The 17,031-nt window shown below is 60.9% G+C and carries 15 protein-coding genes; 9 read left to right on the forward strand and 6 right to left on the reverse strand.

From position 1 onward, the window contains the following. The first annotated feature begins 32 nt into the window (after nt 1-32). Nucleotides 33-1,367, forward strand: coding sequence for an NAD(P)-dependent oxidoreductase (locus AC5SSZ_RS05415; RefSeq protein WP_495437449.1), 1,335 nt, complete (start codon nt 33-35; stop codon nt 1,365-1,367). Between the two features lie 57 nt (nt 1,368-1,424). Beyond that, nucleotides 1,425-2,729: an NAD-dependent dihydropyrimidine dehydrogenase subunit PreA gene (gene preA / locus AC5SSZ_RS05420; protein ID WP_274829050.1), complete on the forward strand. Its 1,305-nt coding sequence runs from the start codon at nt 1,425-1,427 to the stop codon at nt 2,727-2,729. Between the two features lie 86 nt (nt 2,730-2,815). Here preA and AC5SSZ_RS05425 read toward each other — a convergent pair whose 3' ends face one another. Beyond that, nucleotides 2,816-3,430: a TetR family transcriptional regulator C-terminal domain-containing protein gene (locus tag AC5SSZ_RS05425; protein ID WP_495437452.1), complete on the reverse strand. Its 615-nt coding sequence runs from the start codon at nt 3,428-3,430 to the stop codon at nt 2,816-2,818. Nucleotides 3,431-3,686: 256 nt separating this feature from the next. On the opposite strand from AC5SSZ_RS05425, the gene AC5SSZ_RS05430 reads away from it, so the two are divergent. The 7 genes from AC5SSZ_RS05430 to AC5SSZ_RS05460 all read left to right on the forward strand — a co-directional run bounded on the left by AC5SSZ_RS05430 (nt 3,687) and on the right by AC5SSZ_RS05460 (nt 10,687). Beyond that, nucleotides 3,687-4,937 (forward strand): Zn-dependent hydrolase, encoded by a 1,251-nt coding sequence (locus tag AC5SSZ_RS05430; RefSeq protein ID WP_495437456.1) that lies wholly within the window; start codon nt 3,687-3,689, stop codon nt 4,935-4,937. Nucleotides 4,938-4,994: 57 nt separating this feature from the next. Then, a complete protein-coding gene (locus AC5SSZ_RS05435; protein WP_274833427.1) occupies nt 4,995-5,315 on the forward strand; it encodes a hypothetical protein in 321 nt (106 codons plus the stop codon). Nucleotides 5,316-5,353: 38 nt separating this feature from the next. Then, nucleotides 5,354-6,808 (forward strand): dihydropyrimidinase, encoded by a 1,455-nt coding sequence (hydA, locus tag AC5SSZ_RS05440; protein ID WP_065270523.1) that lies wholly within the window; start codon nt 5,354-5,356, stop codon nt 6,806-6,808. Nucleotides 6,809-6,876: 68 nt separating this feature from the next. Then, the gene (locus AC5SSZ_RS05445) at nt 6,877-7,689 is read left to right on the forward strand and encodes an ABC transporter ATP-binding protein (protein ID WP_065270522.1); all 813 of its coding nucleotides are present in this window, start codon (nt 6,877-6,879) and stop codon (nt 7,687-7,689) included. 33 nt (nt 7,690-7,722) lie between these two features. Then, entirely contained in the window at nt 7,723-8,640 is a 918-nt protein-coding gene (locus AC5SSZ_RS05450) for an ABC transporter permease (RefSeq protein WP_274835921.1), read from the forward strand. Then, nucleotides 8,637-9,482, forward strand: coding sequence for an ABC transporter permease (locus tag AC5SSZ_RS05455; protein WP_274829054.1), 846 nt, complete (start codon nt 8,637-8,639; stop codon nt 9,480-9,482). The genes AC5SSZ_RS05450 and AC5SSZ_RS05455 overlap by 4 nt, the downstream gene beginning before the upstream one ends. Nucleotides 9,483-9,700: 218 nt before the next feature. Further along, the gene (locus AC5SSZ_RS05460) at nt 9,701-10,687 is read left to right on the forward strand and encodes an ABC transporter substrate-binding protein (RefSeq protein ID WP_065270519.1); all 987 of its coding nucleotides are present in this window, start codon (nt 9,701-9,703) and stop codon (nt 10,685-10,687) included. Nucleotides 10,688-10,784: 97 nt separating this feature from the next. Here the strand turns inward: AC5SSZ_RS05460 and AC5SSZ_RS05465 are convergent, their stop codons facing one another. The 5 genes from AC5SSZ_RS05465 to AC5SSZ_RS05485 form a co-directional block, all read right to left on the reverse strand. Next, nucleotides 10,785-11,285 (reverse strand): flavin reductase family protein, encoded by a 501-nt coding sequence (locus AC5SSZ_RS05465; RefSeq protein WP_495437460.1) that lies wholly within the window; start codon nt 11,283-11,285, stop codon nt 10,785-10,787. 15 nt (nt 11,286-11,300) lie between these two features. Next, on the reverse strand, nt 11,301-12,755 hold the full coding sequence (locus tag AC5SSZ_RS05470; protein WP_495437463.1) for a 3'-5' exonuclease: 1,455 nt from the start codon (nt 12,753-12,755) through the stop codon (nt 11,301-11,303). Next, nucleotides 12,755-13,270, reverse strand: coding sequence for a hypothetical protein (locus tag AC5SSZ_RS05475; RefSeq protein WP_495437465.1), 516 nt, complete (start codon nt 13,268-13,270; stop codon nt 12,755-12,757). Before AC5SSZ_RS05475 ends, AC5SSZ_RS05470 begins: the two co-directional genes overlap by 1 nt. 25 nt (nt 13,271-13,295) lie before the next feature. After that, nucleotides 13,296-15,119, reverse strand: a complete 1,824-nt coding sequence (locus tag AC5SSZ_RS05480) for a DUF294 nucleotidyltransferase-like domain-containing protein (RefSeq protein ID WP_495437467.1) — start codon at nt 15,117-15,119, stop codon at nt 13,296-13,298. A gap of 128 nt (nt 15,120-15,247) precedes the next feature. Then, entirely contained in the window at nt 15,248-17,029 is a 1,782-nt protein-coding gene (locus tag AC5SSZ_RS05485; RefSeq protein ID WP_274829061.1) for a sodium:solute symporter family protein, read from the reverse strand. Nucleotides 17,030-17,031: the final 2 nt, after the last annotated feature.

Here is a 17,031-nt window from a genome sequence, read left to right on the forward strand (position 1 = left end):
TTGCAGAAAAATAACAGTCAGGGAGACACCCAATGGCGAGTAGCCATCAGGCATCCGGGATCCAGGCGGGACGTTTGTCCGCCCCAGAGATCGCCGAGAATTTCGGGGATCTGCATGCCCCCTATGATCAGCACGAGGCCGCCGTTGCCGCGGATCGTTGCTATTTCTGCTATGACGCGCCCTGCATGACGGCCTGTCCGACCTCAATCGATATTCCGCAGTTCATCCGCGAAATTCAGGCCGGACATCCGACATCTGCGGCAAAGACCATTCTGGATCAGAACATCCTTGGCGGCATGTGCGCCCGCGTCTGCCCGACCGAGACCCTGTGCGAAGAGGTCTGCGTGCGCGAAACCGCCGAAGGCAAGCCGGTGGAGATCGGCCGTCTGCAGCGCTATGCCACCGATACGCTTATGGCCAAGGGCGAGCATCCCTTCACCCGCGCCGAGGCGACGGGCAAGCGCGTTGCGGTTGTCGGCGCCGGTCCTGCGGGCCTGTCGGCCGCGCACCGTCTGGCGATGCTCGGTCACGACGTCACCGTCTATGACAGCAAGGACAAGGCCGGCGGTCTGAACGAATTCGGTATTGCCGCCTACAAGTCCACCAATGATTTTGCCGCACGCGAAGTTGACTGGCTGCTGCAGATCGGCGGTATTTCAATGGAATACGGTAAGAAGCTCGGGTCCGAACTGTCGCTTGAGGCGCTGAAGGGCGACTTTGACGCGGTGTTCCTGTCTATCGGTCTGGGCGGCGTCAACGCGCTGCGCAGCGAAGGCGAAGACAAGGACGGCGTGCGCGATGCAGTGGACTTCATCGCCGATCTGCGTCAGGCTGATGATCTGACCACGCTGCCCGTCGGGCGTAATGTCGTGGTCATTGGTGGCGGCATGACGGCGGTCGATGCCGCTGTGCAGTCGAAACTTCTGGGCGCCGAAAACGTCACCATGGCATATCGCCGTGGCCGCGATGCCATGGGCGCCAGCCGGTTCGAACAGGATCTGGCGGCCTCCAAGGGCGTCAAGCTGATGTTCAACGTGATGCCAAAGGCGATCCATGGCAATGGTGCCGCTGCCGAGATTGAGCTGGAATACACAGAGGTCAAGGATGGCCGCGTAACCGGCACTGGCGAGACCCTGCGCCTGGCAGCGGATCAGGTCTACAAGGCGATCGGTCAGACCCTTGAGGGACAGCCCGACGGGCTGGAAATCGACGGTGGCAAGATCAAGGTCTCGGAAACCGGGCGCACCTCGGTAGCCGGTGTCTGGGCTGGGGGCGACTGTGCCTCGGGTGGCGAAGACCTGACCGTGACCGCCGTGGCCGAGGGCCGCGACGCCGCAATGGACATTCATTCCAGCCTGATGGGCTAAGCCAGCCCGCTGTCCCTGAAACAGGGACAGCAGGCGAGCATGAAAAGGAACAGATAAATGGCTGATCTGACAACTGAATTTCTGGGGATTAAATCTCCGAACCCGTTCTGGCTGGCCTCGGCGCCGCCGACCGACAAGGAATACAACGTCCGCCGCGCCTTTGAGGCTGGCTGGGGCGGTGTGGTCTGGAAAACCCTCGGCTCTGAAGGCCCGCCAGTGGTCAACGTCAACGGGCCGCGTTACGGCGCGATCTGGGGCGCGGACCGGCGTCTGCTGGGTCTCAACAATATCGAGCTGATCACCGACCGCAGCCTTGAGACCAACCTTGAGGAAATCACCCGCGTCAAGAAGGATTACCCGGACCGCGCGGTGATCGTCTCCATCATGGTGCCTTGCGAGGAAGAAGCCTGGAAGGCGATCCTGCCCAAGGTCGAAGCCACGGGTGCCGACGGGATCGAGCTGAACTTTGGCTGCCCGCACGGTATGGCCGAACGTGGCATGGGCTCTGCCGTGGGGCAGGTGCCGGAATACATCCAGATGGTCACGGAATGGTGCAAGAAATACTATTCCAAGCCGGTGATCGTGAAGCTGACGCCGAACATCACCGATGTGCGCTTCCCGGCCCGCGCGGCCAAGGCAGGCGGCGGCGATGCGGTGAGTCTGATCAACACCATCAACTCCATCGTCTCGGTTGACCTCGACAATATGGCGCCCGAGCCGACCATCGGCGGCAAGGGTACCCACGGTGGCTATTGCGGCCCGGCGGTAAAGCCGATTGCCATGAACATGGTTGCGGAAATCGCCCGTGATCCGCAGACACATGGCCTGCCAATCTCGGCCATCGGTGGCGTCACCACCTGGAAAGATGCGGCTGAATTCATGGCGCTTGGCGCGGGCAACGTTCAGGTCTGCACCGCGGCGATGACCTATGGCTTCAACGTGGTGAAAGAGATGATCTCGGGCCTGTCCACCTGGATGGACGAAAAGGGCTACACCTCGACCCAGGACTTCATCGGCATGGCGGTTCCGAACGTGACCGACTGGCAGTATCTGGATCTGAACTATGTCGCCAAGGCGAAGATCAGCCAGGATGACTGCATCAAATGCGGTCGCTGCTTTGCCGCCTGCGAAGACACCTCGCACCAGGCCATCGAGATGAGCGAAGACCGCACATTCACGGTGAAAGATGACGAATGCGTCGCCTGTAACCTCTGTGTCAACGTCTGCCCGGTCGAAGGCTGCATCACCATGGAAGAGGTGCCCGCCGGTCAGGTCGATCTGCGCACCGGCAAGGTGGTGTCGGATCAATACGCCAACTGGACGACGCATCCGAACAACCCCTCGGCCACGGCTGCTGAGTGAGCTTTCGCCCTTAACAATCTGATAACAAATAAAGAGGGGCGCCCGGTGGGGGCGCCCCTTTTGCTGTTTCGGGTGGTGCGACGTGGTTAACCCGTTGGCGTCAGCATGCGTCGATAGAAGGTATCCAGAAACGTAGGTGCTGCCTCGAACGGATCTTCTTCTCCCATCAGGGTGCGGACCTGAACGTCGAAATCCGCATAGTGCTGGGTCAGCGACCAGATCGAAAAAATCAGATGTTTGGGGTGGCTTGGTTGCAGTTTACCTTCGTCCATCCAGCCTCGGATCACGGCGGCTTTTTCCTCGACCAACTGTTTCAGATCGGTCGAGAGCGCCTCCAGCATCCGCGGCGCGCCTTGCACGATTTCATTCGCAAACAGGCGGCTTTCGCGGGGGAAGTCCTGGCTCATCTGCAATTTGCGCTGCACATAGGCCAGCATTTCCTCCAGTGGCTCACCCTCGGGATCCAGTTCCCGCAAGGGATCCAGCCAGGTATCCAGAAGTTCCGAGAGCAGCGCGGTGAAAATCGCCTCTTTCGACGGGAAATAGTACAGCAGATTTGGCTTCGACAGCCCGGCCTCACCCGCGATCTGATCCACGGTGGCGCCGCGGAAACCATGGGTGGAAAACACCTCAAGCGCGGCGTCCAGGATGGCGGCGCGATTCTTTTTCTGAATGCGGGTTGGGGATCTGTCCTTGGGCATTGGCGGGTTTTCTGTCCTTGGGTGTCCGGGCGTCGGAAGAACGCCTCTATTTCACACATTTCACCTGTAAACCAAGTGTTTTCCCAGTCCTTGTGACGCAATTTCTTGACTGACTGCGCCCTCATGGTAGCTTGAGTTTGACCAGTTGGTCAAATCCGGTCCGAAAAGACTTTGACCAACGCTTCAAAGCCACCAAAATGGCGCCAAGCCAAAAATAGCCCGCAAAACAGACGGGACCAACAGGAAGGAAGCTGCGATGACGTCGCTTGGACAGAATCTGAAGATCAATGGCGATCGGCTGTGGGACAGTCTGATGGAGATGGCCAAGATCGGCCCCGGCGTTGCGGGCGGCAACAACCGTCAGACCCTGACCGATGAAGATGCCGAAGGGCGCGCCCTGTTCCAGAAATGGTGCGAGGATGCCGGATGCACCATGGGGTTGGACCAGATGGGCAATATGTTTGCCCGCCGCGAAGGCACCGATCCCGATGCGCTGCCGGTCTATGTGGGTTCGCACCTTGATACCCAGCCAACGGGCGGCAAATACGACGGCGTGCTTGGTGTTCTGGGCGGCCTCGAATTAATCCGCTCGCTCAACGATATGAATATCAAGACAAAACACCCCATTGTAGTGACCAATTTCACCAATGAGGAAGGCACCCGTTACGCCCCGGCGATGCTGTCGTCCGGGGTTTTTGCGGGCATCCATACGCAGGACTGGGCCTATGACCGCGAAGACGCGGAAGGCAAGAAATTCGGTGATGAGCTGAAGCGGATCGGCTGGCGCGGCGACGAAGAAGTTGGTGCCCGCAAGATGCACGCCTTCTTTGAACTGCATATCGAACAGGGCCCGATCCTTGAGGCCGAAGGTAAGGATATTGGCGTTGTCACCCATGGGCAGGGGCTGAGCTGGACGCAGGTGACGATCACCGGCAAGGATGCGCACACCGGGTCGACCCCGATGCCGATGCGCCGCAATGCCGGCCTTGCCATGGCGCGGGTGCTGGATGCGGTGGACGAAATCGCATGGTCCCATGCGCCGCATGCGGTTGGCGCGGCAGGTCATATCGATGTCTTCCCCAATTCGCGCAACGTGATCCCCGGCAAAGTGGTCTTCACCGTCGATTTCCGCAGCCCCGAGCTGGAGGTGATCAAGGATATGGAACTGCGCCTGCGGGAGCAGGGACAGGAAATCGCCGATGCCATGGGCGTGCAGATCGAATTCGAGAAGGTCGGCGGCTTTGATCCGGTGAAATTCGATGATGCATGCGTGACCGCGGTGCGCAGCGCCGCCGAGCGGCTGGGCTATTCCCACCTCGACATTATCTCGGGCGCCGGCCATGATGCCTGCTGGATCAACCGCGTGGCACCGACCGCAATGGTCATGTGCCCCTGTGTCGACGGGCTAAGCCACAATGAAGCCGAAGAGATCAGCAAGGACTGGGCCGAAGCAGGGGCAAACGTCCTGTTCCACGCCGTGGTCGAAACTGCTGAGATCGTGGAATAATCCGGTGACCCTCAAGCCCATGTTCCGGACCCTGCTGTTGCGGGGGATGGTCCTTCGGTGATCGGCGCCGACCTCTCCATCCCCGATCGGATCAAACATCTGATCGAGACGGAGGTCGCCGAATTCCCGATCACCAGTAACGTGGGCTTTGAAACCCTTGCCGCCTTTCGCAGCGCGCTGTGCGAGCCGGAAGAGGTCACCGTCAATTTTTCCGGCGGCCTGACACAGGACTGTTGGGCCGTCACCCAGCCGAATGGCGACTACCGGGTGATATATCTGCCGCTGGCGGGCTACTTCTCGCTTTGCGTTGAATCTGTTTTCGGCCCGCTCGACATCGGCGTACACGGACATGCAATCGGTTGTTTCAGTTCAGTCTGAAACGGATCGAACATATAAATAACAGGGAGTTAGAAACCATGAGTAAAGTCATCAAGAACGGGACCATCGTCACGGCTGACCTCACCTACAAGGCCGACGTGCTGATCGAAAACGGTGTGATCACCGAAATCGGCCCCGATCTGAAGGGTGACGAGCAGTTGGACGCGACCGGCTGTTACGTGATGCCGGGCGGGATCGACCCGCACACCCATCTGGAAATGCCTTTCATGGGGACCTATTCCTCGGATGATTTCGAAAGCGGTACCCGCGCAGGTCTGGCGGGCGGTACCACCATGGTTGTCGACTTTGCCCTGCCGAACCCGGGCGAAAGCCTGCTGGATGCGCTGAAACGCTGGGACAACAAATCGACCCGCGCCAACTGCGACTATTCCTTCCACATGGCCGTGACATGGTGGGGCGAGCAGGTCTTTGACGAGATGAAGACCGTGATCGAAACCCGCGGCATCAACACCTTCAAGCATTTCATGGCCTATAAAGGCGCGCTGATGGTGAACGATGATGAGCTGTACTCCTCGTTCCAGCGCCTGTCGGAACTGGGCGGTATCGCCATGGTGCACGCTGAAAACGGCGATGTGGTGGCCGAGCTGAGCGCCAAACTGCTGGCCGAGGGCAACAACGGCCCCGAGGGGCACGCCTATTCCCGCCCGCCGCAAGTCGAGGGCGAGGCCACCAACCGTGCCATCATGATCGCCGATATGGCCGGTGTGCCGCTTTACGTGGTGCATACCTCCTGCGAGGACAGCCACGAGGCCATCCGCCGCGCCCGCATGCAGGGCAAACGCGTCTGGGGTGAGCCGCTGATCCAGCACCTGACGCTGGATGAAAGCGAGTATTTCAACCAGGACTGGGATCACGCCGCCCGTCGGGTGATGTCGCCGCCGTTCCGCAACAAAAAGCATCAGGACAGCCTCTGGGCGGGCCTTCAGTCCGGCTCGCTGTCGGTGGTGGCCACCGACCACTGCGCCTTCTCGACCGAGCAGAAACGCTATGGCGTTGGCGATTTCACCAAGATCCCGAATGGCACCGGCGGCCTTGAAGACCGTATGCCGATGCTGTGGACCCACGGTGTTGAAACCGGCCGCCTGACGCCGAATGAATTCGTGGCCGTCACCTCGACCAACATCGCCAAAATCCTGAATTGCTATCCGAAAAAAGGTGCGGTTCTGGTGGGCGCCGATGCTGATCTGGTGGTTCTGGACCCGAACAAGACCAAGACCATCAGCGCCGAGACGCAGCAGTCCTCCATCGACTACAACGTCTTCGAAGGCAAAGAGGTCAAAGGCCTGCCGCGGTTTACCCTGACCCGCGGCCATGTCGCCGTCTACGACGGGGAGATCCGCACGCAGGAAGGCCACGGCAAGTTCGTCGAACGTGAGGCCAACACCACCGTCAACAAGGCGCTGTCGACCTGGAAAGAGCTGTCCGCGCCGCGTCCGGTGGAACGGTCCGGTATTCCGGCAACCGGCGTGTAATTGGTATCAAACAGGAGACGGGCCTCCGCACATGGTGGCCCGGCCTCCCGTCCTATTAAGGCAACGACATGAACAACGAAACGACTACCCAGGCCGGATCCCCCCAGGCCGTCGTCGAAGCGCGCAACCTGGACCTGGTGTTTGAAACCAACGACGGGCCGGTGCAGGCGCTGAAGGATGTAAACCTCACCATCAACAAGGGCGATTTCGTCAGCTTCATCGGCCCCTCGGGCTGCGGCAAGACCACCTTTCTGCGGGTGATGGCGGCGCTGGAACACCCGACCGGCGGCAGCATCACGGTTAACGGCATGACCCCGGATGAGGCGCGCCAGAAACGCGCCTATGGCTATGTGTTTCAGGCGGCGGGGCTTTATCCCTGGCGCACCATCGCCAAGAACATCAAGCTGCCGCTTGAGATCATGGGATACTCCAGGGAAGAACAGGACAAGCGCGTCGCGCAGGTCCTTGAACTGGTGGAACTTTCCGGTTTTGGCGGCAAATACCCCTGGCAATTGTCCGGCGGGATGCAGCAGCGGGCCAGTATCGCCCGCGCGCTGGCCTTTGATGCCGATATCCTGTTGATGGATGAACCCTTTGGCGCGCTGGATGAGATCGTGCGGGATCACCTCAACGAACAGCTGCTGAAGCTTTGGGCGCGTACGGACAAGACCATCGGTTTTGTCACCCACTCGATCCCCGAGGCGGTGTACCTCAGCACCAAGATCGTGGTGATGTCGCCGCGTCCGGGCCGGATCACCGATGTGATCGAAAGCACCCTGCCAAAGGAGCGGCCGCTCGATATTCGTGACAGTCAAGAGTTCATCGACATCGCGCACCGGGTGCGTGAAGGTCTGCGCGCGGGGCACTCCGATGACGCATAACGCCACGTTGAACCCGAATGGGGAGGGCAAGGCATGAAGAGCTTTTTTGCCGTTCTCACCGTTGTCGCCGCTATCATTGCCTTCTGGTATGCAGCCTGCGTTCCGATGAACATCAAGGGCGTTCTGGATCAGGCAGAACGGGCAGGGGCCGAAATCACCCCGGCGACTGCCAAGGAACGCCGTGACATGGGCACCTTTGGGTTGGTGGCGAAGAACACTTTTGCCATTGGGGACACCTGGGCGCAGGACCGCCCGCGTCTGCCCGCGCCGCATCAGGTCGCGGTGGAACTGTGGAAAACCACGGTGCAGAAAAAGGTCACCTCAAAACGTAGCCTGATCTACCACGGGCAGGTGACGCTCTCCGCGACGCTGCTTGGTTTTGCCATCGGCACGGGCCTGGGGATCCTTCTGGCCGTGGGTATCGTGCATTCTAAGGTGATGGATATGTCGGTGATGCCCTGGGCCATTGTCAGCCAGACCATTCCGATCATCGCTCTGGCACCAATGATCATCGTGGTGCTTTATTCCATAGGCGTTCAGGGGATCCTGCCAAAAGCGATCATCTCGGCCTATCTCAGTTTCTTCCCGGTCGTTGTTGGCATGGTAAAGGGCTTGCGCAGCCCCGATAGCATGCAACTCGACCTGTTGAAGACCTACAGTGCGAGCACATCGCAGGGCTTCTGGAAGCTCCGGTTGCCGTCCTCGCTGCCGTATCTCTTTGCTTCGCTCAAGATCGGCATCGCTGCCTCGCTGGTGGGTGCCATCGTCGGGGAACTCCCGACTGGTGCGGTTGCGGGCCTTGGCGCGCGGCTTCTGGCAGGCAGCTACTATGGGCAGACGGTGCAGATCTGGTCGGCGCTGTTCGCAGCGGCCATTCTTGCGGCGCTTCTGGTGGCGCTTCTGGGTCTGATAGAACGGATAGTTCTTAAACGCATGGGGATGAGCGCATGATCGAAGTTGTTTTTGCTGCTCTGGTCTGGATCGCGGGCTGGTGGATCAACAGCCGTTTGGCCAATAGTCCCGCGGCCAAGACGCAAGCTGTGAAGCTGGCCGTTCCGCTGATCTTTGGCGTGACCGTGCTGATCGTCTGGGAACTGCTTGTGCGGGGGCTTGAGGTTTCCATGGTGATCCTGCCTGCGCCTTCGCTGATCGCGGCGCGTTTTGCCACCTCGATCCCGATCCTGTGGCAGGATTTCTCCCAGACCTTCATCAAGGGGGCTTTGTCCGGCTACATCATGGGCTGCGTGGCTGCGCTGCTGATGGCGGTGGCTGTGGATCGCAGCGACTTCCTGCGCCGGGGGCTGCTGCCCGTGGGCAACTTTGTCGCGGCCCTGCCGATTGTCGGTACCGCGCCCATTCTGGTGATGTGGTTCGGCTTTGACTGGCAGTCCAAGGCGGCGGTTGTCGTGGTGATGGTCTTTTTCCCGATGCTGGTGAACACGGTTGCCGGTCTTCGGGAAACCTCGGCCATGCAGCGCGACCTGATGCAGACCTACGCGGCGAGCTATTGGCAGAGCTTTTTCAAGCTGCGCCTGCCGGCCGCGCTGCCCTTCATCTTCAACGGTCTGAAGATTTCCACGACGCTGGCGCTGGTGGGCGCAATCGTTGCGGAGTTCTTCGGCTCACCCACCGTGGGCATGGGCTTCCGGATTTCCACCAGTGTCGGCCAACTGGCGCTGGATATGGTCTGGGCCGAAATCCTGGTGGCCGCGCTGGCCGGGTCCGCCTTTTACGGCGTGATCGCACTGGTCGAGAAAACACTGACCTTCTGGCACCCTTCGCAGCGGGGCTGAAGATCCATCCACCACCCGGAATACCTCTTCGGGTGGTGGCAAAAACGGCGCTGCGGCCCATGGTTGAGCGGTAAAAATGCCGCGCATAACATGGGCGCAGCGCGCTGCTTAATCCTTGCGCGCGGGCAGCGATGCCCAAGTTTGATATAGTAAAAAAACTTTGAACAAATGGTCAAATTCGCGCAAGCTCTATCCATAACAACAGGGAGAACCTACCAATGAAACACATTCTGACAGCCGCCGCGCTGGCGCTTGGCGCAGCTGGGGCCGCGCAGGCAGCCGACGACGTTAAGCTGCAGTTGAAATGGGTGACACAGGCACAGTTCGCTGGCTACTACGTGGCACTCGACAAAGGGTTTTACGAAGAAGAAGACCTGAATGTCACCATCCTGCCCGGCGGCCCGGACATCGCTCCGACGCAGGTGATCGCAGGGGGCGGCGCTGACGTGACCGTCGAATGGATGCCTGCCGCGCTTGCCGCCCGCGAAAAGGGCCTGCCGCTGGTCAATATCGCGCAGCCGTTCAAATCCTCGGGCATGATGCTGACCTGCTGGAAGGACACCGGCATTTCCGAGCCTGCGGACCTGGCCAATCGGACCCTGGGCGTGTGGTTCTTCGGCAATGAGTTCCCCTTCATGAGCTGGATGAGCAAGCTGGGCATTTCCACCGAAGGCAAGGGTGAAATGGGCGTCGAAGTGCTGAAGCAGGGTTTCAACGTGGACCCGCTGCTGCAGCGTCAGGCCGACTGTATTTCGACCATGACCTACAACGAATACTGGCAGGTCATCGACGCAGGCGTCTCCCCGGATGAGCTGGTGACTTTCAAGTACGAAGATCAGGGCGTCGCCACGCTGGAAGACGGTCTTTATGTGCTTGAGGAAAACCTCAGCGACGAAGCCTTCACCGACAAGATGGAGCGTTTCGTGCGCGCCTCGATGAAAGGCTGGAAGTACGCCGAGTCGAACCCGGATGAAGCGGCTGAGATCGTTCTGGACAACGACGCCTCGGGCGCACAGACCGAAATGCACCAGAAGCGCATGATGAGCGAAGTTGCCAAGCTGACCGCAGGTAGCAACGGCGCGCTGGATGTGGCCGACTATGAGCGTACGGTTGAAACCCTGCTGACAGGCGGTTCTGCCCCGGTGATCACCAAGACGCCCGAAGGCGCCTGGACCCATGCCATCACCGATGCAGCCTTGAAATAAGGCTTTTCGGGCACAGCCCGGATTAAAATGACCCGCCGCTGCGCTCTGCAGTGGCGGGTTTTTTCATGCCTGTTTGGTTGAAGCCTGGGCTGGCGCCTCAGGATTGTTCCAGGAACCCACCGTAAAGACCCTGTTTGAAAACCAGCCCTTTGCCCGCCTGCCTGGTGAAGCCGGTCACCTGGCCGAGGATGATCGTGTGATCGCCCGCGTGATGGGCGCTGTGGGCGGCGCAGTCAAACCGCGCAATCACTCCATCAAGGTGTGGCGTGCCATCTTCGGCGGCCTGCCAGTCAACCGGGGCGAAATCATCGCCGCTGCGGGCAAAATGGATCGCCAGATCCAGTTGGTCCTGCGCCATGACATGAATGGAAAATCGCTGCGCCGAAACAAAGGAATCGTGCCGCAGGGAACTGCGTGCCGGGCACCAGAGCAGCAGGGGCGGATCCATCGACACCGAGGTGAAACTGTTGGCGGTGATCGCCAGCGGCCCGTTTTCCGTCAAGGTGGTGATCACGGTGACGCCAGTCGCGAAACATCCCAGTGCGTCGCGATAGGCCCGGAGGGTCTCCGGGCCGGGGGTGATTGTGGTTTCCGGCATGTCGCGCGCCTTCTGTCAGGTCTTGCTCCCGACCTGCCATGCGTCGCCCTGTTTGTCCACAGGGTTCAGGTCCTGCAAAAGGCGACCGTGCTGGCGTGTCTGCGCGATCACATCTCCCAGCGTGGTAAACCCGCGCGCCTCCAGCATCGGCAGCATCCGGCACAGGACCTCGGCCGTGGCGCGGGCATCGCCAAGCGCGGTATGCCGCAGTGCCGCGGGGATGCTCACATCCAGCCTCTCACAGAGTGCATCCAGCGTATGCGGCACCGAGGCGCCGAACAGGACCGCGCTCAGCAGCACCGTATCCAGTACCGGGTGATCCCATGTCAGGCCGCTTTTCTTGGCGGCGCGGCGCAGGAATGCCATGTCAAAGGGCGCATTATGCGCGACGATTACCGCGTCCGTCGCGAAATGATGGAAGGTGGCAGAAACGCTTGTGATGTCGGGGGCGTTTTTCACCATGGCATTGGTAACGCCATGCACCCGGGTGGAGGCCGCCGGGATCGGCGCGCCGGGATTGACCAGCAGGTCCAGAGTTTCACCTTCGACGATGCGGCCGCGCAGAACCCGCAGCGCACCCAACTGCACAACGTGGTCCTTATGCGGCAGCAGACCAGTGGTTTCGGTGTCAAACACGGCAAAGGACAGATCGGACAGGGGCCTGTCCTCGATCCTGCGCGTCGCGGGATTGAGCAGGGCAAAATCATAGATCAGCGGGCGGGCGGCCTCGGGTGGGATTTCCGCCTCGGCGCTGTCAAAGATCACCACATAGCCATGCGAATCCCCGAGCGGTTTCAGCTGCACGCCATAGGTCTGGCGCCTATCGGTGCCGGTGATACGGGCGCTGACCTCCTTGCCGGTGCGGATCATCTTTTTATGGGCGGCCTCCAGCAGGTCGCGTTCGAGGTAGTCACCCAGCGAGGCTCCTAGGCGGGCAGGGGCGATCTGGGACAGAACCGCCGCGGCCTGCGCGTCATATAGAACGATCCGGTGATCGGGCGCCGCCATCACGGTAGCAACGGGCACCTCGGAGAGTAGCGTTGTCAGCCGCGCCTTTTCCGCTTCCAGCCGCGCGGTTTCGCGGGCGATAGCCTCGGCGGTAGAGAGGGTCGCGGCGCCCAGCTGACCAGCCAGATCCGAGGCCGCCGGGGCCAAATCGCCAAGGTAGCGGGCCGTGCTTTGATCCAGCGCAGAAGTGACGCCGCCGTGGGCGCGCGCGCGCAGATGTGCGGCCAGCCGTTCGATCGGCTTGGCGACGTTTTCATCAAACAGCAGCCAGATCCCGGCGCAGATCCCAAGGATGGCAAAGAGGCTGAGCGCGCCGGAAAACACGAAGGCATCCAAAAGCTCTGGCGCGGCGGCCCGGGTATAACCGATCCACAGGGCGACCACGACGGCGGCGATTGCGGCAAGCGCGATCAGGCAGAAAAACAGGAAGATCCGCAGTCTGAGGCTCAGCCGTGTCAGCATCAGACCGCTCCGCAGAATGTGGTCAGAAGACCGTCGTTTTCGGGCGGGGTGATCCAGTCAACTGCCGCATCATTGGTCCCAAAGGCGCTGCCCGAGGCCACCACGGCGCGGCGCCAGCCGGTGCAGTCCAGCCGCGCGGTCAGGGTACTGACAGGGGACCAGCGGCCAAAGAAATAGACTTCTGCCAGATATTGTCCGGGCAGCTCGGCATGGCGTTTCGCGCTGGCCACATCAACCGCGGCGAACCGTTCAGTATAGGGCTCAAGATAGGTCCAGGGCCGGTAAAGGCTGCGGTTCTGACCGGTTTCAGCCACCACGACCCCATCGGGCAGGGACGCGCGGGTGCGATCATACCAGCTGTATTCCGAAGCAATCGTAACGCCGATCATTGCCAGGGCAGCGGCCACAGGCGCCAGCCATTTTGGCAGTCGTCCGCCGCTGATCCGTCCCGCCAGCATGACGACGCCTGCGACGGCAATACCGGCAAAGATCACCGCGATCAATTCCAGAAACATCCGTGTTCCTCCCTCGTTGCTGGCCTCAGCCCAGCATCCCCTTGCCGTGTCCCAGCGCCGATTGCATGGTCTTTACCACCACAAAGGCATCGCGCAGATGACTTCGCTCAAAATCCGACAGATCGGAGGGCGCCAGGAAGTTGTCGGGCGCTGTACCGCTGCGAATCTGGTCCGCCTGATGGGTCAGCCGGGTTTCGGCAATCAGATCATAGGCATCCAGCAGATCCCGCGCGCCGGAAGGGCTAAGAACCGAGGTCAGCGCCGCCGCCTCCAGCCGGGCACGGGTGTTGACCGGGGTGAGCCGCGCCTGCAAGGCATAGATCCGCCCCAGATCGACCACTGGCACCACGCCGTTGTGTTTCAGATCCAGCGTATTGCGATGCTCACCCGAGCGGATAGTGGCAATCCCGCGCAAGAGACCAAGCGGCGGCGTGTGTTTCAGCGAATTCGAAATCATATGGGCGGTAAAGATGGAGTTGGCACTGGCCGCCTGTAGCACTTCCTCTTGCAGCCCGTTGAACAGATCACGGTTGCCGCCGATGGGCCGCAGGTCAAACATCACCGAAGCCAGCATCTGCGCCATGGGATCGGGGGTCTTGATCCAGCCGTCAAAATACTGCCGCCATATGCGCAGGGGCTGACGCCAGCGCGGGGTGGTCGCCATCATGTCGCCGGGGCAATAGACATAGCCACAGGTATCTAGACCATCGCAGACAAAACGCGCCAGTGCCTCGAAATAGGGGGCGTCTTCCTCTTGCATGGCATCATCGATCATCAGGCAGTTGTCCTGATCGGACACGCCTGTCTGTTCCTGCCGCCCCTGCGATCCGCAGGCCAGCCACAGGTAAGGCACGGGCGGTGGTCCAAGGCGGGTTTCGGCAAGGGTCAGCAGCCGCCGGGTGGCGGCATCGGCGATATCGGTGATCAGGCGGGTGACCACCTCGTGCCGGTTGCCACCTGCCACCAGTTGCAGCAGCAGGGCCGGGATGCGGTCGGTGACCCTGGCCATGGCAGCGGCATCCGGGGCGCTGGCGATCTCGGCGATCATCTCGGCCGAGCTCATCGCTTGAAGACGCGTCAGGTCGGTCTGGGTGACGATCCCCGACAGCTTGCCTGCATCCACCACCGGAACATGGCCGATGCGATGCTCCATCATCGCGTGCAGCACATCGGATGCGATGGCTGAGGAAGGCAGCGTCAGCGGATCGCGCGTCATGATCCGTGCGACGAGGGTGGAAATGGGCAGGCCCTCTGCCAGAACCTTTTCGGTCAGATCGCGGTTGGTCAGGATGCCTTCGAGTGTGTCGCCATCGGTGATGCAGACTGAAGAGATATGATGCTCCCGCATCAATTGCGCGGCGCTTTGACAGGTGAGGCCACTGGAGCAGGTGATCGGCTGCGTCGCCATGAAATCCGCAACCCGGCGGGTGGCGAGGCTGTTCTGTACGGGCCCGTCTGGGCGGCGGCGGTCGAAAAAGCGCGCGACCTTGGGTTCGGCCTGCATCAGCGCATCGAAATCGGCGCGCGGCAGGAGCAAAAGCGCGCTCTCGGTGTTGGCAGAGGCGGTGGTAACAGCGATGCCGTCCCGGGTGAGACCACGCTCGCCAAAGGAATTGCGTGGCCCAAGGATGGAGACGGCCATACCATTCTCGTCAAAGACTTCCACCTCGCCGTGATGCACGAGGTAGAGACCCTGCATTGGCGCACCAAGGGCATAGATCTCTTCGCCCGCATTGGCGTGGATCACCTCGAACTTCGGTGCAAGCTGCGCAAGGCGCGCGGCATCTAGGCTGTCATAGGGGTGCACCGTCTTCAGGAACTGGATCAGACCGTCTGGGGAAAGGGGCATGTCAAAAGCCTGTTGGATAAGCCGGGAGAAAAGTCATCCTGCCCGAGTGTGCCCGGACAGGATGGTGAGGAAAAGAGGGCGGGCCAGAATACCGAGGGAGGCGGCCCGCCAGGGGAGGAAACCCTCGATCAGTGGTCCTGGGCAGCCCCTGCACCGCGCGGGATGCGGACGCTTTCCACCAGCTCTTCGATCTCGGCCGGGATGGCGTCGGTCGATTTGGACACGAAGTAGGCCACGGCAAAGTTCACCATCGCGCCAACCGCACCAAAGGAGGTGGATTTGATAGTGCCCAGCAGCGGATCTGCATCCGTGAAGCTGTTGGTGCCAGGGATGAAGAACCAGCCTTTATGCAGGAAGATATAGATCAGCGTGACCAGCAGACCTGCGATCATGCCTGCAACCGCGCCTTTGTTGTTCACCTTGGTGAAGATGCCCATCATCAGCGCCGGGAAGATCGAAGCCGCCGCCAGACCAAAGGCCAGTGCCACGGTCTGCGCCGCAAAGCCCGGAGGGTTGAGGCCCAGATAGGTGGCCACCGCGATGGCAACCGCCATGGCAACACGGGCCGAAAGAAGCTCGCCTTTTTCCGAGATGTTCGGATTGATCGAGCCCTTGATCAGGTCGTGCGACACCGCCGAAGAGATCGCCAGCAGCAGACCCGCCGCAGTAGACAGCGCCGCCGCCAGACCGCCTGCAGCCACCAGACCGATCACCCAAGAGGGCAGGTTGGCGATTTCGGGGTTGGCCAGCACCAGGATATCCCGGTTGAACTTGGTCAGCTCATTACCCTGCCAGCCGTTCTCCTCGGCTTTGGCCTGCATCTCGGCGTTCTTGTCGTTGTAATACTGGATCTTGCCGTCGCCGTTCTTGTCTTCCCAGTCCAGCAGGCCGGTTTTCTGCCAGGTGGCCATCCAGTCATAGCGGGCGTCATTCTCGATCTGCTCGACCGAGACCGCTTCGCTGTTTGTGCCATTGGGCCACATCATGTCGGTGATGTTGAGACGGGCCATGGCGCCAACAGCCGGGGCAGTCAGATACAGCAGCGCGATGAAGACTAGCGCCCAGCCTGCGGACCAGCGTGCATCGGACACCTTGGGAACGGTGAAGAAGCGCATGATCACGTGCGGCAGACCGGCTGTACCAATCATCAGCGACAGGGTGAAGAGCACCATGTTCAGCGTATCGGCGTGGTGGGCGGTATATTCATTGAAACCCAGCTCGCGCACGATGGCGTCCAGCTTCGCCAGCAGCGGCTCACCCGAGGCAACGTGATCGCCAAAGAGACCCAGCGCCGGGATCGGGTTGCCGGTCAGTTGCAGCGAGATGAAGATGGCCGGAATTGTATAGGCCATGATCAGAACGACATATTGCGCGACCTGCGTATAGGTCACGCCCTTCATGCCACCGAAGACCGCATAGGCGAAGACCACACAGGCGCCGATCAGCAGGCCTGCGGTGTTGGACACCTCAAGGAAGCGACCAAAGGCAACGCCCACGCCGGTCATCTGGCCGATCACATAGGTGGTGGAGGCAACGATCAGGCAGATCACCGCCACGATACGCGCGGTGGGGCTGTAGAAGCGATCGCCGATGAATTCCGACACGGTGAACTTGCCGAACTTGCGCAGGTAAGGCGCCAGCAGCAGTGCCAGCAGCACGTAGCCACCGGTCCAGCCCATCAGGAAGGAGGAGTTGTCATAGCCGGTAAAGGCGATGAGACCCGCCATCGAGATGAAGGAGGCTGCCGACATCCAGTCCGCTGCCGTGGCCATGCCGTTGGTGACGGGATGCACACCCCGGCCGGCCGCATAGAATTCAGATGTGGAGCCAGCACGGGCCCAGATCGCGATGCCGATGTAGAGCGCAAAGGACGCGCCCACGAACAGCAGGTTGATGGTAAACTGATCCATGA

It is taken from the genome of Phaeobacter sp. CC-HEC084, assembly GCF_059429255.1.

Excerpts from the sequence above, each read along its gene's own strand:
- AC5SSZ_RS05415 (WP_495437449.1), top strand. The coding sequence starts at position 33 with ATGGCGAGTAGCCATCAGGCATCCGGGATCCAGGCGGGACGTTTGTCC.
- preA (WP_274829050.1), top strand. The coding sequence starts at position 1,425 with ATGGCTGATCTGACAACTGAATTTCTGGGGATTAAATCTCCGAACCCG.
- AC5SSZ_RS05425 (WP_495437452.1), bottom strand. The coding sequence starts at position 3,430 with ATGCCCAAGGACAGATCCCCAACCCGCATTCAGAAAAAGAATCGCGCC.
- AC5SSZ_RS05430 (WP_495437456.1), top strand. The coding sequence starts at position 3,687 with ATGACGTCGCTTGGACAGAATCTGAAGATCAATGGCGATCGGCTGTGG.
- hydA (WP_065270523.1), top strand. The coding sequence starts at position 5,354 with ATGAGTAAAGTCATCAAGAACGGGACCATCGTCACGGCTGACCTCACC.
- AC5SSZ_RS05445 (WP_065270522.1), top strand. The coding sequence starts at position 6,877 with ATGAACAACGAAACGACTACCCAGGCCGGATCCCCCCAGGCCGTCGTC.
- AC5SSZ_RS05450 (WP_274835921.1), top strand. The coding sequence starts at position 7,723 with ATGAAGAGCTTTTTTGCCGTTCTCACCGTTGTCGCCGCTATCATTGCC.
- AC5SSZ_RS05455 (WP_274829054.1), top strand. The coding sequence starts at position 8,637 with ATGATCGAAGTTGTTTTTGCTGCTCTGGTCTGGATCGCGGGCTGGTGG.
- AC5SSZ_RS05460 (WP_065270519.1), top strand. The coding sequence starts at position 9,701 with ATGAAACACATTCTGACAGCCGCCGCGCTGGCGCTTGGCGCAGCTGGG.
- AC5SSZ_RS05465 (WP_495437460.1), bottom strand. The coding sequence starts at position 11,285 with ATGCCGGAAACCACAATCACCCCCGGCCCGGAGACCCTCCGGGCCTAT.
- AC5SSZ_RS05470 (WP_495437463.1), bottom strand. The coding sequence starts at position 12,755 with ATGCTGACACGGCTGAGCCTCAGACTGCGGATCTTCCTGTTTTTCTGC.
- AC5SSZ_RS05475 (WP_495437465.1), bottom strand. The coding sequence starts at position 13,270 with ATGTTTCTGGAATTGATCGCGGTGATCTTTGCCGGTATTGCCGTCGCA.
- AC5SSZ_RS05480 (WP_495437467.1), bottom strand. The coding sequence starts at position 15,119 with ATGCCCCTTTCCCCAGACGGTCTGATCCAGTTCCTGAAGACGGTGCAC.
- AC5SSZ_RS05485 (WP_274829061.1), bottom strand. The coding sequence starts at position 17,029 with ATGGATCAGTTTACCATCAACCTGCTGTTCGTGGGCGCGTCCTTTGCG.